The sequence below is a fragment of the Sciscionella marina DSM 45152 genome, from assembly GCF_000379465.1.
Lineage (GTDB): Bacteria > Actinomycetota > Actinomycetes > Mycobacteriales > Pseudonocardiaceae > Sciscionella > Sciscionella marina.
This window is the reverse complement of sequence record NZ_KB905386.1, coordinates 96,874-120,369: the sequence shown is the minus strand read 5'-3', so window position 1 is coordinate 120,369 and position 23,496 is coordinate 96,874. Positions and strand designations below refer to the sequence as shown.

General features: G+C 69.1%; 19 protein-coding genes and 1 pseudogene. 15 read left to right on the top strand and 5 right to left on the bottom strand.

Annotated features, from left to right (window positions below; translation table 11 throughout):
* Positions 1-101 precede the first annotated feature (101 nt).
* On the top strand, positions 102-1,118 hold the full coding sequence (locus A37U_RS0114005) for a LacI family DNA-binding transcriptional regulator (protein ID WP_020497272.1): 1,017 nt from the start codon (positions 102-104) through the stop codon (positions 1,116-1,118).
* Here A37U_RS0114005 and A37U_RS0114000 read toward each other — a convergent pair.
* Positions 1,086-2,372, bottom strand: coding sequence for an APC family permease (locus A37U_RS0114000; RefSeq protein WP_020497271.1), 1,287 nt, complete (start codon positions 2,370-2,372; stop codon positions 1,086-1,088). The genes A37U_RS0114005 and A37U_RS0114000 overlap by 33 nt on opposite strands.
* 53 nt (positions 2,373-2,425) lie before the next feature.
* Here A37U_RS0114000 and A37U_RS0113995 point away from each other — a divergent pair, with 53 nt between their 5' ends.
* A complete protein-coding gene (locus A37U_RS0113995) occupies positions 2,426-3,409 on the top strand; it encodes a GlxA family transcriptional regulator (protein ID WP_020497270.1) in 984 nt (327 codons plus the stop codon).
* A 4-nt stretch (positions 3,410-3,413) separates the two neighbouring features.
* Here A37U_RS0113995 and A37U_RS53620 read toward each other — a convergent pair.
* Positions 3,414-3,587, bottom strand: a pseudogene (locus A37U_RS53620) (Lrp/AsnC family transcriptional regulator); the annotation flags it as partial.
* Positions 3,588-3,710: 123 nt separating this feature from the next.
* On the opposite strand from A37U_RS53620, the gene A37U_RS0113990 reads away from it, so the two are divergent.
* The 6 genes from A37U_RS0113990 (at position 3,711) to otsB (ending at position 10,542) form a co-directional block, all read left to right on the top strand.
* Positions 3,711-4,439 (top strand): DsbA family protein, encoded by a 729-nt coding sequence (locus tag A37U_RS0113990; RefSeq protein ID WP_020497269.1) that lies wholly within the window; start codon positions 3,711-3,713, stop codon positions 4,437-4,439.
* The gene (locus A37U_RS0113985; protein ID WP_020497268.1) at positions 4,439-5,308 is read left to right on the top strand and encodes a cytochrome c biogenesis CcdA family protein; all 870 of its coding nucleotides are present in this window, start codon (positions 4,439-4,441) and stop codon (positions 5,306-5,308) included. The genes A37U_RS0113990 and A37U_RS0113985 overlap by 1 nt, the downstream gene beginning before the upstream one ends.
* Before the next feature lie 86 nt (positions 5,309-5,394).
* Positions 5,395-6,840, top strand: a complete 1,446-nt coding sequence (locus tag A37U_RS0113980) for a glycosyltransferase family 39 protein (protein WP_051111636.1) — start codon at positions 5,395-5,397, stop codon at positions 6,838-6,840.
* Positions 6,841-7,264: 424 nt separating this feature from the next.
* The gene (locus A37U_RS0113975; RefSeq protein WP_020497266.1) at positions 7,265-7,801 is read left to right on the top strand and encodes a GNAT family N-acetyltransferase; all 537 of its coding nucleotides are present in this window, start codon (positions 7,265-7,267) and stop codon (positions 7,799-7,801) included.
* Positions 7,802-7,939: 138 nt separating this feature from the next.
* A complete protein-coding gene (gene edd, locus A37U_RS0113970; protein WP_026197210.1) occupies positions 7,940-9,790 on the top strand; it encodes a phosphogluconate dehydratase in 1,851 nt (616 codons plus the stop codon).
* Positions 9,787-10,542 (top strand): trehalose-phosphatase, encoded by a 756-nt coding sequence (otsB, locus tag A37U_RS43650; protein ID WP_020497264.1) that lies wholly within the window; start codon positions 9,787-9,789, stop codon positions 10,540-10,542. The genes edd and otsB overlap by 4 nt, the downstream gene beginning before the upstream one ends.
* Before the next feature lie 3 nt (positions 10,543-10,545).
* On the opposite strand, the gene A37U_RS0113960 is transcribed toward otsB, so the two are convergent.
* Entirely contained in the window at positions 10,546-11,208 is a 663-nt protein-coding gene (locus A37U_RS0113960) for a TetR/AcrR family transcriptional regulator (protein ID WP_020497263.1), read from the bottom strand.
* Positions 11,209-11,339: 131 nt separating this feature from the next.
* On the opposite strand from A37U_RS0113960, the gene A37U_RS0113955 reads away from it, so the two are divergent.
* Positions 11,340-13,367 carry a CocE/NonD family hydrolase gene (locus tag A37U_RS0113955; RefSeq protein ID WP_020497262.1) on the top strand — a complete coding sequence of 676 codons (2,028 nt, stop codon included), beginning with the start codon at positions 11,340-11,342 and terminating at the stop codon, positions 13,365-13,367.
* Between the two features lies 1 nt (position 13,368).
* Here the strand turns inward: A37U_RS0113955 and A37U_RS0113950 are convergent, their stop codons facing one another.
* Positions 13,369-14,982: a peptide chain release factor 3 gene (locus A37U_RS0113950; protein ID WP_020497261.1), complete on the bottom strand. Its 1,614-nt coding sequence runs from the start codon at positions 14,980-14,982 to the stop codon at positions 13,369-13,371.
* A 184-nt stretch (positions 14,983-15,166) separates the two neighbouring features.
* Between A37U_RS0113950 and A37U_RS0113945 the strand changes: the two genes are divergently transcribed.
* The 3 genes from A37U_RS0113945 (at position 15,167) to A37U_RS0113935 (ending at position 17,397) form a co-directional block, all read left to right on the top strand.
* The gene (locus A37U_RS0113945; protein ID WP_020497260.1) at positions 15,167-15,853 is read left to right on the top strand and encodes a hypothetical protein; all 687 of its coding nucleotides are present in this window, start codon (positions 15,167-15,169) and stop codon (positions 15,851-15,853) included.
* A 64-nt stretch (positions 15,854-15,917) separates the two neighbouring features.
* Positions 15,918-16,862 (top strand): esterase/lipase family protein, encoded by a 945-nt coding sequence (locus A37U_RS0113940; RefSeq protein WP_020497259.1) that lies wholly within the window; start codon positions 15,918-15,920, stop codon positions 16,860-16,862.
* Positions 16,863-16,920: 58 nt separating this feature from the next.
* On the top strand, positions 16,921-17,397 hold the full coding sequence (locus A37U_RS0113935; RefSeq protein WP_020497258.1) for a GNAT family N-acetyltransferase: 477 nt from the start codon (positions 16,921-16,923) through the stop codon (positions 17,395-17,397).
* A gap of 71 nt (positions 17,398-17,468) precedes the next feature.
* Here the strand turns inward: A37U_RS0113935 and A37U_RS0113930 are convergent, their stop codons facing one another.
* The gene (locus A37U_RS0113930) at positions 17,469-18,098 is read right to left on the bottom strand and encodes a DUF4232 domain-containing protein (protein ID WP_020497257.1); all 630 of its coding nucleotides are present in this window, start codon (positions 18,096-18,098) and stop codon (positions 17,469-17,471) included.
* A 245-nt stretch (positions 18,099-18,343) separates the two neighbouring features.
* On the opposite strand from A37U_RS0113930, the gene A37U_RS0113925 reads away from it, so the two are divergent.
* The 3 genes from A37U_RS0113925 to A37U_RS0113915 are packed head-to-tail and all read left to right on the top strand — an operon-like array spanning position 18,344 to position 23,393.
* Positions 18,344-19,717, top strand: coding sequence for a hypothetical protein (locus A37U_RS0113925; protein WP_020497256.1), 1,374 nt, complete (start codon positions 18,344-18,346; stop codon positions 19,715-19,717).
* Positions 19,714-20,736: a glutamate ABC transporter substrate-binding protein gene (locus tag A37U_RS0113920; RefSeq protein ID WP_020497255.1), complete on the top strand. Its 1,023-nt coding sequence runs from the start codon at positions 19,714-19,716 to the stop codon at positions 20,734-20,736. The genes A37U_RS0113925 and A37U_RS0113920 overlap by 4 nt, the downstream gene beginning before the upstream one ends.
* Positions 20,736-23,393: a serine/threonine-protein kinase gene (locus A37U_RS0113915; RefSeq protein ID WP_020497254.1), complete on the top strand. Its 2,658-nt coding sequence runs from the start codon at positions 20,736-20,738 to the stop codon at positions 23,391-23,393. The genes A37U_RS0113920 and A37U_RS0113915 overlap by 1 nt, the downstream gene beginning before the upstream one ends.
* Positions 23,394-23,496: the final 103 nt, after the last annotated feature.

Here is a 23,496-nt window from a genome sequence, read left to right as displayed (position 1 = left end):
ACTGGCTATCGAAACGTTTTGATGATTGGCTCACGAAACCTGCCCGCGCGTCAAGAGGCAGTGCGTGGGCGATACTGGACGCAGGTGAAGGGAGGCACGAGGTGAGCAGCAGGGCGGTCACGATCCGGGATGTCGCCGAACGGGCCCAGGTCTCGATCAGCACCGTCTCGCACACGTTCTCCGGGAGCCGACCGATCTCGGCGCAGACGAGGGAACGGGTGCTGGCCGCCGCGCGCGAACTCGGCTACGACGCGAACCCGAGCGCCCGCTCGCTGCGCACCGGCCGCTCCGGGCTCATCGGGCTGTTCCTGCGCCCGCGCTATGCGGTCGCCGGGACCCCGGACCGCGCCGAGACGTTCAACCGGCTCGTGGGTTCGGTCGCCACGGAGATGTTGCGCCGCAAGACCGGGCTCATCCACGTGCCCGATCTGCATGACCCCGCGGTGGCCAGTGTGCCGATGGACGGATGTCTCGTCGCGCACCCCTACGGTAGCGATGAGGTCCTCGCCGAGGTGCAGCGCAGGGGTATTCCCACGGTGACTGTTGAGGAGGACCCGGACCGGCCGGAGCTGGCCTGGGCGGTCCGGCTGGACTACCCGCGGGTGGTCACCGGACTGCTCGAGCACCTGCGCGAACAGGGCGCCCGGGAGATCACCCTGCTGTCCGGGACCGAGGACAACGCGTGGAACCGGCGCCCGCGGCAGACCTATCTGGACTGGTGCGCCCGGATCGGGATACGGCCGCGCACCGGTCTGCTCAGCGAAGGCCTCAGCGGGGAGGAGACTGCGGCACGGGCCCGCGAACTGCTCACCGCGGCCGACCGCCCGGACGCGTTCGTGGTGTGCACCTGCGATAGCGCCGCGGTTTTCGTGAAAGTGGCCGCCGAACTGGGCATCGGCGTTCCGGGGGAGCTGTTGCTCGCCGCGCTCACCGACAGCGAGCACGGGCGGGTGGCGAACCCGCGGATCACCGCGATGGACCTCAACCACGAAGTGCTCGCCGAACAGGCCGTGGAGCTGATGTTCGCGCGCCTTTCCAGGGCGGCGGAACCGAAGGAACCGGTGACCGTGGACCCGGTGCTGCGGTTACGCGAGTCGACTGCGCGCCCGCCGCACTGATCGGTAGCCGATGCCGAGCGCGGCGACGAGGACCGGAACGAGCACGAAGGAACTCGCGAACGGCGCGACCAGCGCGCACAGCCCGAGACCGAGACAGGCGAGTACCCGCTGCTTCCCGCGCAGCAGCCGGATTCCCGCCGCCATGCCGAGCAGGTAGGTGGCGAGCACGAGGGAAGAGGGCACGGCGACCAGATCCTCGGTGCCGAGCCCGAAGATCCAGGCGAGAAGCAGTCCGGCTGCTCCGATGCCGCCGACCGTGAGCACGCCGGCGGCCGGGAGCCCGCCTGTGGTCAGCCGCCCGATACGGTCCGGGAGCCAACCGTTCCTGCCGAGCGCATAGCCGAGCCGGGAGACCGAGGCGACGAAGGCGTTCGTGGTGCCGAGGCAGATCACCAGAGCCACCAGTGCGGCCGCGGTCTCCGCGTTGAATCCGAGGCCGTCCCCGAGTACCCGGCCGACGGCGATCCGGTTCAGTCCCGGCGCGCCGTAGGTTCCGGTGCCCACGACCGCCAGTGCCACTCCGAGGTAGAGCACCAGCACGATGGCCACGGTGATCAGGGTGGCTTTGCGCAGATCCCGGCGTACATCCCGGAATTCCGCGGTCAGATGGGTCACCGCCTCCCAGCCGGCGAAGGCGAAGAACAGCACGACCGCGGCCGCTCCGATGCCCGCGATCCCGTGCGGGGCGAACGGTGTGAAACTCTGCGCGCGCAGTCGCGGCAGGGTGGCCAGCGCCGCGCACAGCAGGATCACCCCGACCCCGATCGCCAGGACGAGCTGGACACGCCCGCTCAGCCGCATCCCGGCCAGGTTCGCCGCGACCGCGATGGCGAGGATGGCCGCGGCCACCGCGATGGCGAACGGTTGTCCGGCCCCGAACAGCGCGGCCACGTAGTACCCACCGGTCAGCGGCACGATGGCCTGACCGATCGATCCCGCGGCGAAGTACAGCCAGCCGGTGACCCCGCCGACCCAGGGGCCGAAGGCTCGCCCGGTGAAGCTGGCCACCCCACCGGCGTCCGGATCGGCCACCGCGAGCGCGGCGAAGGTGAGGCTGACCGGAAGACCGAGCAATCCGACCAGTGCCCAGGAGATCAGCGAGGCGGGCCCGGCGAGCGCGGCAGCCTGGCCGGGCAGCACGAGCACCCCCGCCCCGAGTACCGCGCCCACGTACAGCGCGATCGCCTGTCCGAGGCCGATGCTCTTGACCAGGGCCGGTTTCCGGGCTGTCGTCGCCGGTTTCTCCGCATGCACCGGCCAAGCCTCGCCGCTTGCGGGTGGCCCCGGCCAGTGGCATGCTCGCCATTATGCGCAAGAAACGTGCCAAGCATCGGGTCTGTCTCGCGGTCATCGCGGGCGCGCCGATCTTCGAGCTCTCCGTGCCGTGCGAGGTGTTCGGCATCGACCGGCCCGCGCTCGCCGACCCCTGGTACGCGTTCGGGATGTACGCCGATACACCGGAAATCGAGGTCGCCGCCGGATTCCGTGCCGTCCGGAGCGCTTCCTTCGAGGACTTGGTGCACGCGGACACCGTGATCGTTCCCGCCTGCGGCTCGGTGCGCGATGGGGTCACGCCCACGCTGCTGGAGGGACTGCGCCGGGCGGACGCGGCCGGGGCGCGCATCGCCGCGATTTGTTCCGGGGCGTTCGTACTCGCCGAAGCGGGCCTGCTGGACGGCCGCCGGGCCACCGCGCATTGGCTGCACGCGGCGGAATTGGCCGAGTGCTATCCCGCGGTGACCGTGGATCCGAGCGTGCTCTACGTGGAGGATCACGTGTTCACCTCGGCCGGTACCGCCGCGGGCATCGATCTTTGCCTCGAACTCGTGCGCCGCGACCACGGTGCCGCCGTGACGAACATGCTCGCCCGCTACATGGTCACCCCGCCACACCGGCTCGGCGGCCAGGCGCAGTACTCCTGGTTCCCGGAGCGCTCCACCGAGGATGCACTGCTCGGTACGCTGCTCGACTGGGCCCGTGATCACCTCGACGGCCAGCTCACCGTCCGCGAGCTCGCCGAACATGCCCATCTGAGCGTGCGTACCCTCATCCGGCGGTTCAACCAGGTGCTCGGTGTGCCACCGGTGCGCTGGTTGCAGAACGAGCGGCTGCGGCTGGCCCAGCAGCTGCTGGAGAACACCGAGCTCGCGGTGGATCAGGTGGCCGCTCGTTCGGGATTCGGGTCCGCCGCGAATCTGCGCCAGCACTTCGCCGAGGAGGTCGGGGTCGCCCCGCAGGCCTATCGCCGTACCTTCCGCGCCGAAGCAGCCGGGGCGGACGTGGCGGGCTAGACCGGCCGGGCGGGAGCAGTGGGCCGCCGTCCCCGTGGCCGAAGATGAGGTCGGTGTGCACCAGTGCCACCTCATCACGGGCGGTGAGCTCATCGAGCACGAGCCGCTGCGGCTCCGCGGTGTTCTGCGCGGCCACATGCACGAGAAAATCGTCCGGTCCGACTGCTCCGACTGCCGGGCTGTGCGCGGCTGCGCACCGAACTGGCGCGGCACTGAGCGGGAAAATTCCGCGGTGCGCCCCAGGTTCACGCGCGATTCACGAGCTACTACTATCATGCTTAGTAGATCGTGAGGAGTAGCCGTGAGCCGGACAAAACCGCTCGTGCGCAGGCGCGAGTTCGTACTGATCGCCGTGCTGGTCGTGGTCGCGGTGGGGCTCGCGCTCTATCTCGTGCTGCGCCCGGGAACGCCGAGTGGGCCCGCCGGGGCGGACACGGTGCACCCCGCGGCGCCGTCCTCGGCCGCGCCCTCGCAGGGACCGTTCGCCGGGCTCGCGCACCGCACCGCGGGGGATCCGCTCGCGATCGGGCGCCCGGATGCCCCGGTGGTGCTCGTGGAGTTCTCCGATTATCGCTGTCCGTTCTGCGCGCAGTTCAGCCGCAGCACCGAACCCGAACTCGTGCAGCGTTATGTCGACAAGGGGAAGTTGCGCATCGAGTGGCGGGATTTCCCGATCTTCGGCGAGCAGTCCGAGCGGGCGGCGATGGCCGGGCGGGCCGCGGCGGCGCAGGGCCGGTTCTGGCAGTTCAACAAGGCGGTCTTCGAAGCCGCGCCACAGCAGGGGCACCCGGATCTGCCGAAAGAGAAGCTGCTGGCTTTCGCCCGCACCGCAGGGGTTCCGGACCTCGCCAAGTTCGAGAAGGACATGACCAGCCGGGAACACAAGGACGAGGTGCGGTTCGACGCCACCGAGGGCAATGAGCTCGGGATACCGAGCACCCCGGCGTTCGTGATCAACGGCAAACCGCTGCTCGGCGCGCAACCGCTCGAGGAGTTCACCACGATGATCGATGCCGCCGGTGGCAAGTGATGACCCAGGTCGGTTTTCTCGGGGCGTTCCTCGGCGGGCTGCTTTCGCTGATCAGCCCGTGTTCGGCCCTGCTGCTGCCGTCCTTTTTCGCGTACGCCTTCGACCGGATCGGCACGCTGGCCGTGCGCACGCTCGTGTTCTACCTCGGTCTCGCCGTCGTACTCGTGCCACTCGGCGCGGGGGTGGGCCTGATCGGTTCCCTGATCACCCGGTACCGCACCACGGTGACCATGGTCGGCGGGATCCTGCTGCTCGTGCTCGGCGTGCTCACCGTGCTGGGCAAGGGATTCGGCTCCACGGCAGCGGGGCGATTGTCCGGGCGGATCAAGATCTCCTCGGCCGCCTCGGTGTTCGCGCTCGGTCTGGTGTACGGACTGGCGGGATTCTGCTCCGGGCCGCTGCTCGGCAGCGTGCTCACCGTGTCCGCGGCGGGTGGCGATCCGTTCTACGGCTGCCTGCTGCTCGCGATCTATGCCTTCGGCATGGCCGTCCCGCTGTTCGTGATCGCCCTGCTGTGGGACAAATTCCAACTCGGCAAGCGATCCTGGTTGCGGGGAAGGGAAATCCGGATCGGCCCGCTGCGTACACACAGCACGAGCCTGATCTCCGGGCTGCTGTTCATCGCGATCGGTCTGCTGTTCCTGTTCACCGAGGGCACCGCGAACCTCGGCGGTCTCTCCGGGGTGGACAGCCAGTTCGCGGTGCAGAAGTGGCTGGAGAGCGTGGCGAGCGGGGTTTCGAACCTGACCGTGCTGCTGGTGCTCGTCCTCGTGGTGCTCGCCGTCGTGCTGCTGCGCATTCTGGTGCGGTATCGGAAACGAGCGAAAGCCGATGATACGAAAGTTGCCTCGCCGGACAACCTTGGCTGAGTAGCCGGAACCGTTCCGCCCTCGCGCGACGACGCCGTCCTGCCGTGGAATGAACAGGCAAGGACGACGCACGCAGGAGGCGGCAGATGCTGGGAACGTTGGCACGGCAGGAAACGAGCACTCGAGGGGTGCCCGTTTTCGCCCGACCGCTCGTACTGCTCATCGCGGGCATCGTGGCCGTTGCCCAGTTCGTGGCCAGTTTCGGCAACGAGTACTGGCTCGACGAGGTGGCCATGCTCGGGCTGAGCAGGCATCCGCTGCAGTTCGGCTATGCCGACCAGCCACCGGTCGCGGTGCTGCTCGCGAAGGCCATGGACACCATCGCGCCCGGTTCGATGCTCGTGCTGCATCTGCCCGCGATCCTGGCCACCACGGCCACCGTGGTCGTCGCCGCGCTCATCGCCCGCGAACTCGGCGGGGACCGGCGCGCCCAGGTGATCACCGCCTTCGCGCAGGCCGGAACCTGGTGGATCGCCATGGCGGGGCATTGGCTGTCCCCGTATGCGCTCGAACCCCTCGTCTGGGGACTGCTGTTCTTCGTGCTGCTGCGCTGGATCCGCACCCGCTCGGACGGGTTGCTGCTCTGGCTCGGTGTGGTGATCGGTATCGGCGCCGAGACGAAATTCCAGATCTTCCTGTTGTGCGCGCTGCTCGTGCTTTCCGTGCTGATCTTCGGTCCGCGCGAACTGCTGTGCACGCCCACATTCTGGGCAGGGGCGGGAATCGCGGTGCTGCTCGCCGCACCCACCCTGATCTGGCAGGCGCTGCACGGCTGGCCGCAGCTGCGCATGGGGTCGATCGTCACCGCGGAGAACGCGTTCCTCTCCGGTGGCCGGTCCGGAACCGCGGTCGGCATGATCGGGCTCGCCGGGGTGGTCGGGGTCGTACTGTTCGGGTACGGGTTGTGGCGCCTGCTGCGCGATCCCGGACTGCGGTTCATCGCGGTCATGGTGCTCGGTCTGTGGGCGTTCTTCGTGGTCACCTCGGGGCGCCCGTACTACCTCGGTGGCTGCTACGCGGTGGTGTTCGCGGCCGGTGCGCTCGGCCTGCAGCGGCGCCGCGAGGCCGGGCACACCAGGATGCGCTGGTTCGTCTGGCCCGCAGCGGTACTCAGCGCCGCCTGCATGGCCAGTGCGCTGTACGCCTCGCAGATCTTCGTTAACCCCACGGGAACGCCGACCGGGGAACGGTTCGCCAGCCACACCGCGAACGCGTTGCGCGCCCTGCCCGCCGAACAGCGCGAGCACACCGCGGTGCTCGGCGCCAGCTACATCGTCGCCGGATACCTCGACGCCTATGCGCCCCAGTACGGCCTTCCGGAGATCCACAGCCCCGGCCGCGCGTACGGCTACTTCGCTCCGCCGGAGGAGGACAAGTCGAGTGCGCTCTACGTCGGCGGCGCACCCGGGCCGGAGGCACTGCGGCCCTACTTCGGCCAGGTGCGCCGGCTGGGCCCGGATCTGTGGCTGTGCACCGAAAAGCGGGACAGCTGGGCCTCGATCTGGCCGAAGATTCGCACCCTGGAGGTGTGACCCGGGGTGGCAGGACAGCGCGGAATCGGGCTCATCGCCCCGATCCGCACACATATCCTGCCGGGCTTCCCGTGAATGTGCGCGGCTACCGGCCCGCCGGGACCGCACTACGGCCTCTCGGGATCGGGGCGGTCCGGCTCCTGCCTAGCAACCGGACAAGGGCACGGCACCGGCCACCGCGGGCAGCACGGTGACCGGACGGGTGCCGTTGCTCATCGCGGCGAACGACGGGAATCTCGCCTGTCTGCAATCTCGCCTTTCTGCGCGCCGAACGTGACCGGCTCGGCCACGATCTGCCGCAACTCCGGCTGTGTCGGTAGATACCAATCCGGTCGAAAGGTGTTTCCGCTACCGAATGCCGTTTCGAGGCCGCTCTTTTCGGCCTTCCTGGTAATTCGTTCGACACCGGTGCTTGAGTGGGAGCATGCCGCCACCCGAACGTATCGAACTGCCCGGGCGCGTGCTGCTGCGCGCCCGTCCCGCCCACGCCGAACAGACCGCCCAGGCGGTGGCCGCGAGCATGGACGAGCTCATGGAATGGATGCCGTGGGCCGGTCCCGAGGCCGCGAAGCCGGAGAACCAACGCGTCCGGTTCACCGAGGCGGACGCCACCTGGGACAGTGGGGAGGTACTGGAGTTCGTCCTGTTCGACGCGGAGGAACGGGCCCTGCTCGGGGTGCTCGGCCTGCACCGGCGGATCGGGCCCGGCGCGATCGAGCTCGGCTACTGGTCGCACAGCGCGTACGCGGGCAAGGGCAACATCACTGCCGCGGCCGGGGCACTGACCGAGACCGCGCTCGCCATGCCGGACATCCAGCGCGTCGAGATCCACTGCGATGCGGCCAACCACGCGAGCGCGGCCATCCCGCGCAAGCTCGGGTACCGGCAGGTGCGTACCGAGGACCGCGCACCGCAGGCACGTGCGGAGACCGGCAAGCACCAGATCTGGGTGCGGCCCTGACCGGGTGCCCGAGTACACGCGGGGTATCAGCGGTCTTCATCAATCGATAAAGAAGTGATGCTGTCTTCAACCCCGCTGATTAGGTATACTTTTTCCCTGAATCGATCTCGTGACCGATCGAGGCAGAGGAGAGCTGACGTGACGGATCAGCCCGCAATACACCCCGTGGTCGCCCAGGTGACCGAACGGATCATCGCCAGGAGCGCGCCGGGCCGCGCTGCCTACCTCGACCGCATGGCCCGTGCGGCGAGTGACCGGCCGAGCAGGGCCAACCTCGGCTGCGGCAATCTCGCGCACGCCTTCGCCGCCTGCGCGGGCACCGACCGCAGCGCGTTGCGCGGCACGACGGTGCCCTGTGTCGGCATCGTGTCCGCCTACAACGACATGCTTTCCGCGCATCAGCCCTACGAGGAGTTCCCCGCCTGGATCAAGGACACCGTGCGCGAGCACGGCGGGGTCGCCCGGTTCGCCGGCGGGGTGCCCGCGATGTGCGACGGGATCACCCAGGGCCGGCCGGGGATGGAACTGTCGCTGTTCTCCCGCGAGGTGATCGCGATGGCCACCGGGGTGGCGCTGGCACACGAGGTGTTCGATGCCTCGCTGCTGCTCGGGGTGTGCGACAAGATCGTGCCCGGCTTGCTGATCGGCGCGCTGTCCTTCGGGCACCTGCCCGCGATGCTGGTCCCCGCTGGCCCGATGCCCTCCGGGATCCCGAACGATGAGAAAGCCACGGTGCGCCAGGCCTTCGCCGAAGGGCGTGCGGACCGCGAGGAGCTGCTCGCCGCGGAGTCCGCTTCCTACCACTCGCCGGGCACCTGCACCTTCTTCGGAACGGCGAACTCGAACCAGCTGGTCGTCGAAATGATGGGGCTGCACCTGCCGGGGTCGAGCTTCATCCCGCCGGGCACCCCGCTGCGCCGCGCGCTCACCGAATTCGCCGCGCGGCGGGTACTCGAAATCGGCGCGGGCCGACCGGAGCACACCCCGCTCGCCCGGATCATCGATGAGCGCGCCGTGGTCAACGGGCTGCTGGCGCTGCTGGCCACCGGCGGCTCGACCAATCACACGCTGCACCTCGTGGCGATCGCCGCCGCCGCGGGCATCCGGATCACCTGGGACGATTTCGCCGATCTCTCCGCGGTCACCCCGCTGCTGGCGAGCATCTACCCGAACGGGATCGCCGACATCAACCACTTCGCCGCCGCGGGCGGGGTGCCGTTCCTGGTCGGGGAACTGCTCGATGCGGGGCTGCTGCACCCGGATGTGCACACGGTGGCCGGGTACGGGCTGCATCGGTACCGCGAGGAGCCCTACCTGAGCGAGGGGGAGCTGTACTGGCGCCCGGTGGCCCGCGAGTCCGGGAACCCCGCGGTGCTGCGCCCGGTTGCCGAACCGTTCGCCGCGGAAGGCGGGCTGCGGATGCTGTCCGGGAACCTCGGGCGTGCGGTGATCAAGGTGTCCGCGGTCGCCGAACAGCACCGGGTGATCGCCGCGCCCGCGCGGGTGTTCACCACTCAGGAGGCGTTCACCGAGGCGTACCGGGCGGGCGAACTCGACCGGGATGTGGTCGTGGTGCTGCGCCATCAGGGCCCGCGCGCCAACGGGATGCCCGAACTGCACGGGCTCACCCCGGCGCTCGGTTCGCTGATGGGCAAGGGACACCGGGTCGCCCTGGTCACCGACGGCCGGATGTCCGGGGCCTCGGGCAAGGTGCCCGCGGCGATCCACTGCACCCCCGAAGCCGGTGACGCGGGCCCGATCTCGCTGGTGCGCGACGGCGATCTGGTCCGGCTGAACGCGGAGCTGGGCACCCTGGATGTGGCGGTGGACGCGGAAACGCTCGCCGCGCGCGTGCCGGAGGACGCGCCCGAGCAGGAGTGGACGGGATCCGGGCGCGAACTGTTCACCGCGCTGCGTGCCGCCGTCGGCCCGGCCGCCGAAGGGGCCAGCGTGTTCGGCGGAATCACGCACGAGATGATGCTGACATGAGTTCGGCGACAGTCACGCATCTCGGGCTCGACGGGGCCCTCAGGCGGGCCGCGCGGGTGGACCGGTTGCTCGTCGCGACGGCCTTCGACGGGACACTCACGCCGCACAAGGGCGCGGCTCCGGACCGGCGGGCACTCGAAGCCCTGTGCGCACTCGCGGATGTGCGGCACACCGCGGCCGCGGTGATCTCCGGGCGCGCGCTGCGGGATCTGGCGCTCGCCTCCCGGTTGCCGTTCCCGGTCGCGCTCATCGGCAGCCACGGCGCGGAGACCGGGCCGAATCTGGAGCGGGAACTCGCCCCGGCGAGCCGCGGCCGGCTCGAACGCCTCGCCGAGGAGGCGCGCTCGCTCGTCGCGGCCACCCCGGGCGCGGAGTTCGAGCGCAAACCCGCCGGGGTCGTCGTGCATCTGCGCGGGGTGGACGCCGCGGGTTCGCGCTGGGTCCGGGAACGGATGCGCGGCGGGCTCGGCCTGCGCGAGGGGGTCCGGGTCATCGACGGCGCCGAGGTGGTCGAGCTGACCGTGGCCACCCAGGACAAGGGCGACGCGCTCGAGGGACTGCGTACCGATTTCGGGGCCGACGCGGTGGTGTACTTCGGCGACGACGAGCCCGATGAGGCCGCCTTCGCCCGCTGCGGCGACCGGGATGTGACCGTCCGGGTCGGTGAAGGGGAGAGTGCGGCCGCCTACCGGGTTCCGGACGGTGCCGCGGTCACCGAGGCACTGCGCACCCTGCTCGTGGCCCGCGGTTAGCGCTCACCGGGCCGCTCGGTTCGCCGACAGCCCACGGTGGATCTTGTCGTGCAACGCGGTCATCCTGGCGATGAGCACGGTGATACCGGGCTCCCCGATGGACTCGTGCTCATGTGACCAGTCGAGCAGGATCTCGAAGAGTCCCCCGATCAGACCGAGTGCGATCGGCCGGGCGCATTCGTCCTCGAGCGGGATGCCCATGCGCTGCCAGGCGGTCACCACCAAGGCTGCGGCGTCGCGCCGGTTGTGGCGGCGTCGTTGCTCGTCCGCCGTGGAGATGGCGGCGGCCTCCTCGAACACCACCCGCAGCACCCGTGGATCGGTCACCACCTGCCTGGCGAACGCCTCGATCACCACCGCGGGCTCGAGGTCACCGGCTTCGAACGAGTCGAGCGAAGCGGCGACGGCGTCGAGCAGATCCGCGCTCAGCTGTTCGAACAGATCGAGGTAACAAGCTTCCTTGTTGTCGAAAAGCTCGTAGAACCCTTTGGTGCCGACACAAGCGGCCTGGCAGAGCTCCTCGACCGAGGTGCGGTGATAGCCCTTGCGCGCGAACAGTTCCAGCGCCGCCCCATGCAGCTCGCGACGACGTCGCTCCTGCCGTTGCGCGGCATCCAGCCCACGCACCTTCCTGCCGCGCGCCGGTTTCTCCTGCTGTGTCGGCACGACACGATATGAGAGGGGCCCTCCCCGCTCTGGAGCATCTTCCGACAAGAACTCTTGTTGAAAGTGTGCGCCCGTGTTTGACTCGCGAGTAGCAACACCCGTGCGACGAGGAGGTCCCGGTGGGTTCGAGGATGCGGACGATTCTGGCGGCGCCGCTCGTGGCGGTCCTCATCGCCCCGATGCTGGTCGCCCCGAGTGCCGCGGCGCTGCCACCGGACGGCGGTGCGCAGGGCGCGCAGTGGACGGCGACGGCCGATGGACCGCAGAAATATCCACGCATGCACGAGCAGTCGAACCTCTCGATCCGGATGAGCGACGGGGTGGTGCTCAAGGCCGATGTCTACCGGCCTGCCGATGCGTCCGGTCATCCGGTGGACACCCGCACCCCGGTCATCCTGAATTTGACGCCGTATTCCAAGTTCCTTTCCACGATCGCCTCCGCTGCCGGGGCGAACCCCGGGCTGGGAAAACTGGCCGACAAGGTCGCCGATGGGCTCGACAAGACCCCGCTCAGTGGGCTCGGTGATCAGCTCAGGATCGTCAGCGGCGGGGCGGCGTCCGCGTTCGGCCCGGATCCGAAACTCATCGGAAGCGGCTACACGCAGGTCGTCGTCGATGTGCGGGGAACCGGTGGCTCCCAAGGAAAGTGGAACCTGCTGCAGAAGCGCGAACAGCAGGACACCATCGAGACCATCGACTGGGTCAGCAAACAACCCTGGTCGAATGGCAAAGTCGGCATGACCGGTGTCTCGTATTCGGGCATCAACCAGCTCCAGGCTGCGAGCAAGCGTCCCCCGGCGCTGAAGGCGATCTTCCCCGTGGTGCCGAGTTCGGATGTGATTCGCGATGTGGTGATTCCCGGCGGTGGAATCGGTGTCGGTTTCCTGCCGTTCTGGCTGGCCGCGGTCAATGCCATCAAATGGGCGCCCAATATCGAAGATATTCTGCGCGGCAAATTCGACGTGCGCTGGTTGCTCGATCGCCTCGCCGATCCGGCCAGCTTCATGGATTCCATCATCGACGACATCACCTGGCCGGGCGGTGATCCGAACAATCCGCCGGGGTTGCTCAAACAGGTCGTCGATCCGAACAGCTCGCTGCGCAAGGACCTGGCCACTCCGGTGGACAAGATCAACGTTCCGACCATGATCTCCGGTGGCTGGCACGACCTGTTCGTCGGCAGCCAAACCCGGACCTACAACAGGATTCCGCTGCGGCCCGGCGCGAAACAACTCGTCATGGGCGATGTCTACCACGGAACCATCAGTTCCGGACTCGGCCAGAAAAACACCCCGCCGCGCCTGGATGTGTTGCAACGCGCCTGGTTCGATCACTGGCTCAAGGGAATCGACAACGGAATCGACGAATACGGACCGATCACCCTGAAGGAACAGGGTGGCAACTGGTCGACCACGCCGACGTTCCCCCGCCAGGACATGACCTATCGGCGCATGTATCTGAGCGACCGGGCCAGTGGCACCACCAACGGCAGCGTGCACGACGGCGGCCTTGCCGCGAACAAACCGGCCACGGCACGCGAACTCACCGTCGGGCCGACCCCGCTGACCCTGTGTTCCCGTGACTCGGCACAGGAACTGGCCGGTGTGCTCGGGGTGATCGACGCGTGTGGCAAGGATTCCCGGATCGCCGAACACGCCGCGTTGACCTTCACCGGCGACAAAGCCACGGCGCCGACCCGGCTGTCCGGTCCGGTCAATCTGCACCTCAACACCGTGCAGGACGCCCGCGATGGCTACTGGACCGCGACCGTCAACGATGTCGCGCCCGATGGCACCTCCCGGGTACTGACCACCGGCCAGCTCACCGCGGCACTGCGGAAGATCGACGATTCGAAGAGCCGGAAATCACCGAACGGCGATTACACGGATCCGTACTACACGCTCGATCTGGCCGACCGCCAGCCGACGAAACCGGGTGAACCGACCAGCCTCGATGTCGGGCTGAACGCCACCGATGCCGTCATCCAGCCCGGGCACCGGATCCGCATCGACGTCTTCGCGGGGAATTTCCCGAAGGGGCAGATGTTCGGGCCGCTGTTCAACCCCGATTCGAAACCGCAGCACCTGCGGCTCGACCCGAACGAGCCCAGTTTCGTCAATCTCCCGCTCGACCGGGGACGGGAGAACGCCGCCCGGTGATCTAGGAACCCGCGCCGACCAATGGTTCCACCGCGAGTTCCGGATGCTGACGGCGCAGCACGTTGATCGCGATGTCGTCGTTGAACAGGGCGAGCTCGGTCCCGTCGATGCGGGTGAGCACCTCGCCGCGGCCACTGGAATCGATCAGCGAGCGCTGTTTCGGGTCGGTCAGGCGGCACACCGCGCTGTAGGAGAGCCGGGACAGTTCGATCTCCACGTTGAACTCGGCCGCCATCCGCGCGGAGGCCACCTCGAACTGCATGGGCCCGACCGCGGCGAACACCGGGGCGGCGTCCCCGCGCTTGTCCGAGCGGAGTACCTGCACCACGCCCTCGGAGGCGAGCTGCTCGACCCCGGAGCGGAACTGTTTGGCGCGGCCCAGATCGCGCACCCTGGCCACGGCGAAGAAACCGGGCGCGAAGCTCGGCAGGCCGGGAAACCGAACGCCTGGCTTACCCGAGTAGAGGGTGTCCCCGACGCGCAGCGCGCTCGCGTTCACCAGCCCGATCACGTCTCCCGGATAGGCGATGTCCACGGTTTCCCTGCGCTGGCCGAACATCTGCTGCGCGTATTTGGTGGCGAACGGGCGCCCGGTGGTGGCATTGGTGACCACCATGCCGCGTTCGAAGCGTCCCGAGCAGACCCGTGCGAAGGCCATCTGGTCGCGGTGCGCGCGGTCCATTCCGGTCTGCACCTTGAACACGAACGCGGAGAACGGCGCATCGAGCTCGCGGGCCTTCTCCTTCTCGTCCACCCGCTCCACCGGTTCCGGGGCGAGCTCCACGAGCAGGTCCAGCAGGTGGCGGACGCCGAAGTTGGCGAGCGCGGCACCGAAGAGCACCGGGGTCGCCGAACCGTCCAGGAAGCGCTCGATCTCGAACTGCCCGCCGGATTCGAGCAGCAGCTCGGCCTCCTCGACCGCGCGGGTCCACTCCTCGCCTTCCTCGGCGAGTGCGGTCTCCGCGTCCAGCCGTTCCTCGCTCGCCGCCTCACTGGCCGCGCGGGCGCGCCGGAATCGCACCATCTCGTCGGTACGCAGATCGCGTACCCCCTTGAACTGGCCCGCGACCCCGACCGGCCAGGTCAGCGGCATCGGCTGCAGGTCGATCCGCTCGCTGAGCTCATCGCACAGTGCCAGGGCCTCCTGGCCCGGCTGGTCCCACTTGTTGATGAAGGTGATCACCGGAATACCCCGGTAGCGGCACACATCGAAGAGCTTCAGCGTCTGCGGTTCCAGGCCCTTGGCCGAGTCCAGCAGCATCACCGCCGAGTCCACCGCGGCCAGTACCCGGTAGGTGTCCTCGGAGAAATCCGCGTGGCCGGGGGTGTCCAGCAGGTTGATCACCTTCTCGGCATAGGAGAACTGCAGCACCGCCGAGGTGATCGAGATCCCCCTGGTGCGCTCCATCTCCAGCCAGTCCGAGACCACCCCGCCCCGGTTGCCCTTGCCGTGCACCGCGCCCGCCTCGGAGATCATCCGCGCGTGCAGCGCCAGCGCCTCGGTGAGTGTGGACTTGCCTGCGTCCGGGTGGCTGATCACGGCGAACGTCCTGCGCCGGTGCGCCTCGTCGCGTACCTCGACCTTGGATACGACAACGTCCTGACTCGCCGACAAACCGACACATCCCTTCGCGAAAAGACAGAGCCCAAAAGACAGAGCCCCGAACACAGAGCCCCTTGTCGAATCTACCGGCATGCCCGAGTTGATCCGTGTCACACCAGGGCGGACCGTACGGCGTGGCGACTGGCCCGTTGGCTAGGGTCGGGTCAAGGACACGAGTACGAGGACAGGAGCCCTGTTGACGATCAGCGAATCCCCGGTCATGGCAAGTGCTTCCGCCGACCGGTTCGTCGAGGATTTCGTCGGCGCCGTCGCCGGGTTGTTCACCGGTGCGCGGTCGAGCGCCATCGCACCGTTCGATCCCGGCTCCCGGATCGCGATCGTGCGCGGCTTCGACAAGGGCAGCCGCGCGGTGCGTGCCGCGCTGACCGAGCTCGCCCGCGCCGAAGCGGGTGGCCTCGTCGATATCGCGCCGCTTCCGCCGTTCGGCCAGATCCCGGCCGCGGAGAACGTCGGCCTGGTCGTGGTCACCAGGGACTCGCTGCTCGCCGGTGCCGAACGCTGCGCGGCGCACTGGGGCGCGCGGGTGATCGCCCCGACCGTGCTCATGGGCGGCGGTGAACTCGCCGAGGAGCAGTGCTCCGCGTTGCGGGTGCGCCGCGAGGACAGCACCGACACCGTCACCCGGCGGCTGTACCTGGATGGCGAACTGCGCCTGGACGGCCAGGACGAGGCGCTCAGCCACGTCACCGCGACCCCTTCGGCCGAAGGCCTGGTGTTCGAAGGCCAGCAGCGTACCGAGCCGGTCGCGCTCGAAGCGCGCACCTCGACCATGGGCAGCCTCGACGGCGAACCGCAGATGTTCGCGAAGGGCCACTACGAACTCAGCGCCGCCGCTCCCTTCCGCCGGATCGTGGCCGCGTAGCGGCTCCGCGTAACCACAGAGCCGACCTACTCGTTGGTTAACCACCTGACGAGGAGGTCGGCTCATGCGCATGCGTGGATGGATGGTGCGCGCCGGGGTGGTCGCCGCGGCGCTCGGACTGACACTCGGCACCGGGGCGGTGGCGAACGCGGCGGAACGCGAACCGACCGGTCCGCCACAGCCGAACATCCTCGCGGCCGGTGCGTACGCGCTGCCCAATCCACGGATCATGCCGCCGGGCACCAACGACTGGAACTGCAAGCCGAGCCCGGCGCATCCGAACCCGGTGCTGCTGTCCAACGGCACCATCGCGAACTCCTACGACGACTGGGCCGGTCTCTCCCAGCGGCTCGTCGATGCCGGGTACTGCGTGTTCAGCACGAACATCGGCGGCTCGCCGGGCGCGTTCATCCAGACCGTGGGCCCGGTCGCGGGCAACGCGAGCCAGCTCGCCGAGTTCGGGGACACGGTTCTGCGGGCGACGGGCGCCAAGAAACTCGACGTCGTCGGGCATTCCCAGGGTGGAATGAGCCCCCGGTACTGGATCAAGAACCTCGGCGGGGCGGACAAGATCGGCAAGCTCATCGGGCTCTCCCCGTCGAACCACGGGACCACCTTCTTCGGCCTGCTCAGCCTGGTGCAGAAGTTCCCGCTGGCCAGGGACCTGGTGGGGCTGCCGCTCCCTTCCTTCAACGATCAGGAGACGAACTCGCAGTTCCTCGCGGACTTGAACAAGGGCGGGGAAACCGTTCCCGGTATCGACTACACGGTGCTCCAGACCAAGTACGACGATGTGGTCACCCCGCCGCGGAGCGCGTTCCTCGCCCCCGCGCCGAACGTGCGCAACGTATGGCTCCAGGACGTGTGCGCGAAGGACTTCACCGACCACCTCGGGATCACTTACGACCCGATCGCGCAGCAGCTCGTGCTCAACGCGCTCGATCCCGCGCACGCCCGCACCCCGGACTGCCGGTTCGTGCCGCCGGTGATCTCCTCACCGGGTAACTGACGTCGCTGCGCAACCAATCCGGTGGCGGGCCACTCCCCGGACCTGACACGGTGCCCGGATGACGGTGTTTGTTACGGACGGGGTGAACTTCCGCGGGGCCTGCGCGGACGAAGCGGAACAGCTCGGTGCGCTCGCGCTACGGTCGAAGGCACACTGGGGATACAGCCAGGAGCAACTCGACGCGTTCGCGGTCGAGCTCAGCTTCGCTCCCGAAGAACTCGGACCGCGGCGGGTGACCGTCGCCCAGGCCGGTGGCGAGATCCTCGGTTTCTACAACCTCGACGGCGCACCGCCCGAGGGGGAACTCGGCAACCTGTGGCTGGAACCGGCGCGGATCGGTGCCGGGCTCGGCCGGATGCTGTGGCAGCACGCCGCCGGCACGGCGCGGGAGCACGGTTTCCAGAGCCTGGTGGTGACCGCGGATCCGAACGCCGCGGGCTTCTACCGGGCGATGGGCGCCGAACCCGCGGGCAGTACCCCATCGGGTTCGATCCCGGGCCGGATGCTGCCGGTGTTCCGGATCCGGTTGTCCTGAAGGCGCTGAGCAGGGGCCGGCGGGGTGACCACGAAAGCGAGGGCAGGAACGTGGCCACCCCACCGGGGTTTCTAGCGCTGCACCGTGGCGACGGTGAGCTGCGGGTCAGGGGTGTTGCCGGCGCAGCCGGTGCCCTCGGTGGGCACGAACATGGCCGCGGTGTCGTGCGGCGGGTAGACGCGCAGCCCGCGCACCGGGGTGGGCTTGCATGCGCTCGCGTCGAAGTTGTGCACCTGGACGAAGCCGATGTTGGCCGAGGCCGAGGCACCGGGCTGCAGGGTGATCGGCCCGCCCTTGCCGCCGACGCGTTTGGCGTCCTGACCGATCTGGGCCCCGTTGTTCCCGCCGACATAGGAGATGCCCGGGTAGCCCTGGATCGTGCACGGCTTGGTGCTCTTGTTGGTGAAGGTCAGCGGGCGGTAGGCGGTACCGGCCGCTGCGTCCCCGGTACCGAGCGCGAGCTTCAGGTCGGGGGCCTTGCAGGTGTTCGGGGAGCTGGGGTCCTGCGTGACGTCGCTCGAGCTGCTCGAGGTGCTCGGCGCGGGCGACTCGGTGGACATGCTCGGTGGTGCCGGCGGTGATGACGGCGCCTGGGACGACGATGACGGCGACGACGCGGTGTTGTTCTCGAGCTGGCCGCAGCCGATGAGCCCGAGCAGGGCGGCCGCGGCGCCACCAGCGAGCAGTACCCGGTACCGCATGGTGACCTCCTCCTGTTTGTCTTACCCACCCCAAAGGACGCCTGGCCCCATGGTGAGGTTGCCTCGATTTGGATACAGTGCGTGCTCAATCTGATACCTCGATGTCGCGAAGGCGCACGTCCGCACCACGCGAGTCGAAGCATCGACTAGTTTGTCCAGAGCCAGGTTTGTCGAAGAACGGGACCATACGCGTAGGGGTGGGGTTGAAGCGTGGCCAGCACAGCGAGCAGGCAATGGTGACAGGGATGTCCCAGCCCGGATCCTCGGCCGAGGCGCAGCCGGAGGAGGAACCGACCGCCGGAGAACGCGCGAAGCTGATCAGCCTCCCCGTCGAGCTCGTGCGCGCGGTGCGGGCCTGGGCGGCGACCAGCCCCGGCAAGCTCGGCACGATGCTGATCGGGCTCGTCGTGGGTTCGCTGGTGGTCGGCGTGGTCGGCAGCCTGATGGTGTTCGGCAAGCAGTCCTCGCTGGAAGACCTGGTCAAGCACCGGGAGCCGATGAGCGAGGCGAGCCAGGTGATCTACCACTCGCTGACCGAGTCCGAGGCGAGCGCGGCGGCGGCCTTCCTCTCCGGTGACGCGGACGCCGGGAAGATGCACGACGACTACGCCCACGCGCTCGAGGTCGCCGGTGGCGCGCTCGCGATCGCGGCCGGGGACGCCACCAAGACCCCGGGCGTGGATGACCCGGCGCGCAAGCTGGCCAGCCTGCTGCCGCGGTACGCGGGTCAGCTCGCCACGGCGTACGCGAACAACCGCCAGGGCCTCCCGGTCGGCGCCTCCTATCTGGTGCAGGCGAGCAATCTGCTGCACGAGTCGATGATCGAACCGGCGCAGATCCTCTACGGCCAGCAGATGACCCAGCTCAGCGGCGAGGAGGACGATGCGGGCGCGGTGCCCTGGGTCGTCGCGGCGCTCACCGTACTGCTGCTGATCGCGCTGATCCTGGTGCAGCGCCACCTGCGCAGCCGGACCAACCGCACCTTCAACGTCGGGCTGGTCGTCTCCACCGTCGCCGTGCTCGCGATGTTGCTGTGGTCGGCGGCCGCGCTGACCATTTCCGGGCTGCACGTGGCCGCGGGCAAGGAACAGGGGTCCGGGCAGATGCTGGACCTGTCCCGGGTGCGGCTGCTCGCCGTGCAGGCGCGCGGCAGCGAGAACCTGGCCCTGGTCGCGAAGGACGCGGACAAGTACGAGAAGGAGTTCAACGACCTGATCGCCAAGCTGCAGGCCGAGGGCGGCAACGGCGGGCTGATCGGCGCGGCGGAACGCAAGGCGGCGGGTACTCCCATCGAACGGGATGTGCGCACCGCTGGGGAGTCGCTGAACAGCTGGCTGAAAGCGCACAAGTCGTTGCGGGACAAGGATTCCTCCGGTCAGGGCAAGCAGGCCGTCCAGCAGGCGGTCGGCACCGCTGCGGACAGCGCGGCCACCCAGTTCGGCAAGGTCGACGCCGCGCTCGACTCGGCGATCAAGAAGGCCCGCCAGGAGTTCGTCAGCAGTACCGATTCCGCGCACAACTCCTTGCTGCTGCTCGATATCGGGGTGATCGTGCTCTGCGTGGTCGCCGCGGCCGGTGCCGCGGGCGGGCTGTGGCAACGCATCCGGGAATACCGGTGAGGGCGCGGCCGTTCGCCAGCGTGGTCATGTGCCGAGCGTTCGCGTGCGGGCTGCTGCTCACCGTCACCGGATGCGCCGGGATGGACCGGCCGGTGGACATCAGCGCGGTGCCACCGGCCAAGGATCCGCTCGGCCAGCTCGTCGGTGCGAAGGCGGTGCCCGCGGACAATGGCACCGACACCAGCTGCGGGGATCCCACGCTGAGCCAGCGGCCGCCGGACAAGTTGCCCGAACCGGGCAAGATGCCGCACGGTTCCACCATGGCCACGATCCTCCAGCGTGGGTATCTGACCGCGGGCGTGGACCAGACCACCTATCTGTTCGGGTACCGCAATCCCCGCTCCGGGGTGATCGAGGGCTTCGACATCGATGTCGTGCACGCGATCGCGAAGGCCCTGTTCGGGGACCGCGACCGGGTGCGGTTCGTGGTGATCAACTCCGAGCAGCGGGTGCCCGCGCTGGGCAGTGGCAAAGTGGATGTCGTGGTGCGCACCATGACGACCAACTGCGCGCGCAAGAAGCAGATCGGGCTTTCCTCGGTGTACTACACGGCCGCGCAGCGCCTGCTCGTGGACAAGGCGAGCGGCGCGAGATCGCTCGCCGACCTCGGCGGGCGCAAGGTGTGCGCGGCCAAGGGATCCACCTCGCTGCGCACCATCGCGGACACCCCGGGCAAACCGATTCCGGTCGCGGTGAACGACTGGGCGGACTGCCTGGTGTTGCTGCAGCAGGGCGATGTCTCGGGAATCTCCACCGATGACTCCATCCTCGCCGGGATGGCCGCGCAGGACCCGAAGACCGCGATCGTCGGCCCGAAACAGGAGCTCGAGCCCTACGCTGTCGGTGTCGGCGAGCAGAATGGGGACATGGTTCGGTTCGTCAACGGCGTGCTCGACCAGTTCCGGGACAAGGCCTGGTCGACGAGCTACGCCCGCTGGATCGGCGACCGGCTCGGCCCGCAACCCAAACCACCGGCGCCGCACTACCCGGGTGCCGGGAAACCGCCGAAGGAGACCTGATGGCCCGCTGTGTCCGTGCCGAATGCTTCGGTGAGATCGTCGGCGGGGTGTGCAATTCCTGCGGCACCCCGGAAACCGGCCCGCAGCAGGGGACCGGCAGCCCGGCGATCGCCGAGCCGACCCCGACCTCGATGGTGCGCCCGACCTCGGTCGTGCGCCCGCAGCAGCCCCGCCAGGCGCCGCTGTCTCCCGAGTCGACCGCGTTCGCGCCGCCGGTGCGCTCCGACGTGCCCCAGCAGGAGGCCCCGGCGCCGCAACAGCCTCCGGCGCCGCAACAGCCTCCGACTCCGCAGCAAGCGCCGACCCCGCCGCCCTGGCAGCAGCCGCAGCCCCCGGACGCGACCACGGTCATCCGCCCGGACCAGGGCCGTGGCAAACACGAACGGGGCAGTGAATCCCAAAGCCGCGAATCCCAAAGCCGCGAATCCCAGAGCCGCGAATCCCAGAGCCGTGGTTCGCAGGGCCCGCAGTCGCGCGGATCCCAGTCGCGGCGCGGCAGCGAGTCGCAGTCCGAATCCTCCTCCCGCGGTTCCACCGGCAGCCGGGCCAGGGCGCGGCGTGGCAGCGGAACCCGCACCTCGAAGCGGATGCGCATCGGTGCCGGGCTCGTCGAGGTCGCACGGCTGCCCTACCGGGACCCGTCCTCGGCGATCATGTCCAACCCGGTGGTCGCCGAACGCAAGCGCTACTGCGGCAACTGCGGTAAGCCGGTCGCCCGTTCCGAAGGGGAGACCAGGGCCAGCGCGCGCGGCACCTGCCCGAACTGCGGGACCGCCTACTCCTTCCTGCCCAAGCTGCGCCCGAGTGAAGTGGTCGGCGGGCAGTACGAGGTGCTCGGCTGCCTTGCCTACGGCGGTCTCGGCTGGATCTACCTGGCCAAGGACCGCAATGTCTCCGAGCGCTGGGTGGTGCTCAAGGGACTGATCGACACCGGCGACCCCTCCGCGCTCGCCGCGGCCGTCGCCGAACAGCAGTTCCTCGCCGAGGTCGAGCACCCGAACATCGTCAAGATCTACAACTTCGTGCGCCACCCCGATCCGGACACCGGGCGCGAGGTCGGCTACATCGTCATGGAGTACGTCGGCGGTCAGTCGCTGCGCGAGCTCGCCCTCGCGCACACCGACGAGAGCGGCAAGACCGTTCCGCTGCCGCCCGCGCAGGCGATCGCCTACGCGCTCGAGGTGCTTCCGGCGCTCGGTTATCTGCACAACGTGGGGCTGCTCTACAGCGACCTCAAGCCGGACAACGTGCTGCAGACCCACGACCAGCTCAAGCTGATCGATCTCGGTGCCGTGCGCCGCATCGACGACATGACCAGCCCGATCTTCTTCACCACCGGCTACTCCGCCCCCGAGCTCGCCTCGGACGGGCCATCCGTGCAGTCCGATATCTACACGGTCGGCCGGATGCTCGCGGTGCTCTCCTTCGATTTCTCCGGCTACACCAAGCGGTACCAGTACAGCCTTCCCTCGCCGAAGGAAGTGCCGCTGTTCTCCCTGTTCGAGTCCTACTACCGGCTGCTGCGCCGGGCGACCCACCAGCACGCGAACGATCGGTTCGCCTCCGCCGAGGAGATGTCCGACCAGCTCGTCGGCGTGCTGCGCGAGGTGCTGGCGCTCTCCTCGGGACAGGAACGGCCCGGCCGCTCCACCCAGTTCGGCCCCGAACTGCGCACCTTCGGTTCCGAGGAGATGCTGCACGGCTGGGACGGGGAACGCCCCGCGCCGCCGGAGTGGTCCGATGTGCTCGCCGCGCTCCCGGTCCCGCAGTCGGACACCTCCGATCCCGCGGCGGGCCTGGTGTCCTCGGCCGCGGGCAGCGAGCCGCGCGAACTGCTCGACGTGCTGCGCGGTGCCCCGGAGGACTCCGTCGAGGCCCCGCTGTGGCGCGCGCGGGCCCGTATCGAACTCGGTGAGCTCTACTCGGCGGCGCAGGAACTCGCCGCGGCCGAGGCGAACAACGTGGACGAGGACGGCAACCAGCTGCCCCCGGATTGGCGGATCAACTGGAACCGCGGCCTGCTCGCACTTGCCAGCAGGCGCCCGAGGGACGCGCGGCAGTTCTTCGACCAAGTCTACGATCTCGTCCCCGGTGAGCTCGCGCCCAAGCTCGCGCTCGCGGTGAGCGTGGAGTACTGCGGGGACTTCTTCGCCGCGGCACGGCTGTACGAGCTCGTGTGGCGCACCGATCGCAACTACGTCTCCGCTGCCTTCGGACTCGCCCGCGTCTACCTCGCCCAGGGCGACCGCTCCGGGGCACTGGACGTGCTCGAATCCGTACCCGACCGGTCCAGCCACTACGTCATCGCGCAGCTGGTCGCGATCACCACCCGCACCAAGGCGTCCTCCGCCGACCGGTTGCGCGAGGCCGACCTGGTGGCCGCCGGGCAACGCCTCGAACGGCTGCGTATCGACGCCGAACGCAGGCACCGGATCAGCGCGGATGTGCTCACCGCCGCGCGGGACTGGGTCGCCGCGGGCAAACCCAATGCGGGCAACGGCGCGGCGACGGTGCTCGGTTGCGTGCTCGATGACCGGGACCTGCGGTTCGGACTGGAGCGGCACTACCGCTCGCTGGCCCGGCTGGCCGGCACCGCACAGGAACGCATCGCCCTGGTGGACAAGGCGAACGCGGTTCGCCCGCGCACCAGGACCTGACCGCGGCGGTTCCGTCCCGACCGGCGCGCTCGGTCTCGGCGTGGCGAACCGGATCGACTACCGGTTCCACAGCGTGGCGCACCGGGCACTCGTGCTGTTCTGT

Bases quoted from the DNA above. Each gene is read 5' to 3' on its own strand.
- A37U_RS0113995 (WP_020497270.1), top strand. From the start codon at position 2,426: ATGCGCAAGAAACGTGCCAAGCATCGGGTCTGTCTCGCGGTCATCGCG.
- A37U_RS0113985 (WP_020497268.1), top strand. From the start codon at position 4,439: ATGACCCAGGTCGGTTTTCTCGGGGCGTTCCTCGGCGGGCTGCTTTCG.
- A37U_RS0113980 (WP_051111636.1), top strand. From the start codon at position 5,395: ATGCTGGGAACGTTGGCACGGCAGGAAACGAGCACTCGAGGGGTGCCC.
- A37U_RS0113975 (WP_020497266.1), top strand. From the start codon at position 7,265: ATGCCGCCACCCGAACGTATCGAACTGCCCGGGCGCGTGCTGCTGCGC.
- otsB (WP_020497264.1), top strand. From the start codon at position 9,787: ATGAGTTCGGCGACAGTCACGCATCTCGGGCTCGACGGGGCCCTCAGG.
- A37U_RS0113955 (WP_020497262.1), top strand. From the start codon at position 11,340: ATGCGGACGATTCTGGCGGCGCCGCTCGTGGCGGTCCTCATCGCCCCG.
- A37U_RS0113940 (WP_020497259.1), top strand. From the start codon at position 15,918: ATGCGCATGCGTGGATGGATGGTGCGCGCCGGGGTGGTCGCCGCGGCG.
- A37U_RS0113935 (WP_020497258.1), top strand. From the start codon at position 16,921: ATGACGGTGTTTGTTACGGACGGGGTGAACTTCCGCGGGGCCTGCGCG.
- A37U_RS0113930 (WP_020497257.1), bottom strand. From the start codon at position 18,098: ATGCGGTACCGGGTACTGCTCGCTGGTGGCGCCGCGGCCGCCCTGCTC.
- A37U_RS0113925 (WP_020497256.1), top strand. From the start codon at position 18,344: ATGTCCCAGCCCGGATCCTCGGCCGAGGCGCAGCCGGAGGAGGAACCG.
- A37U_RS0113915 (WP_020497254.1), top strand. From the start codon at position 20,736: ATGGCCCGCTGTGTCCGTGCCGAATGCTTCGGTGAGATCGTCGGCGGG.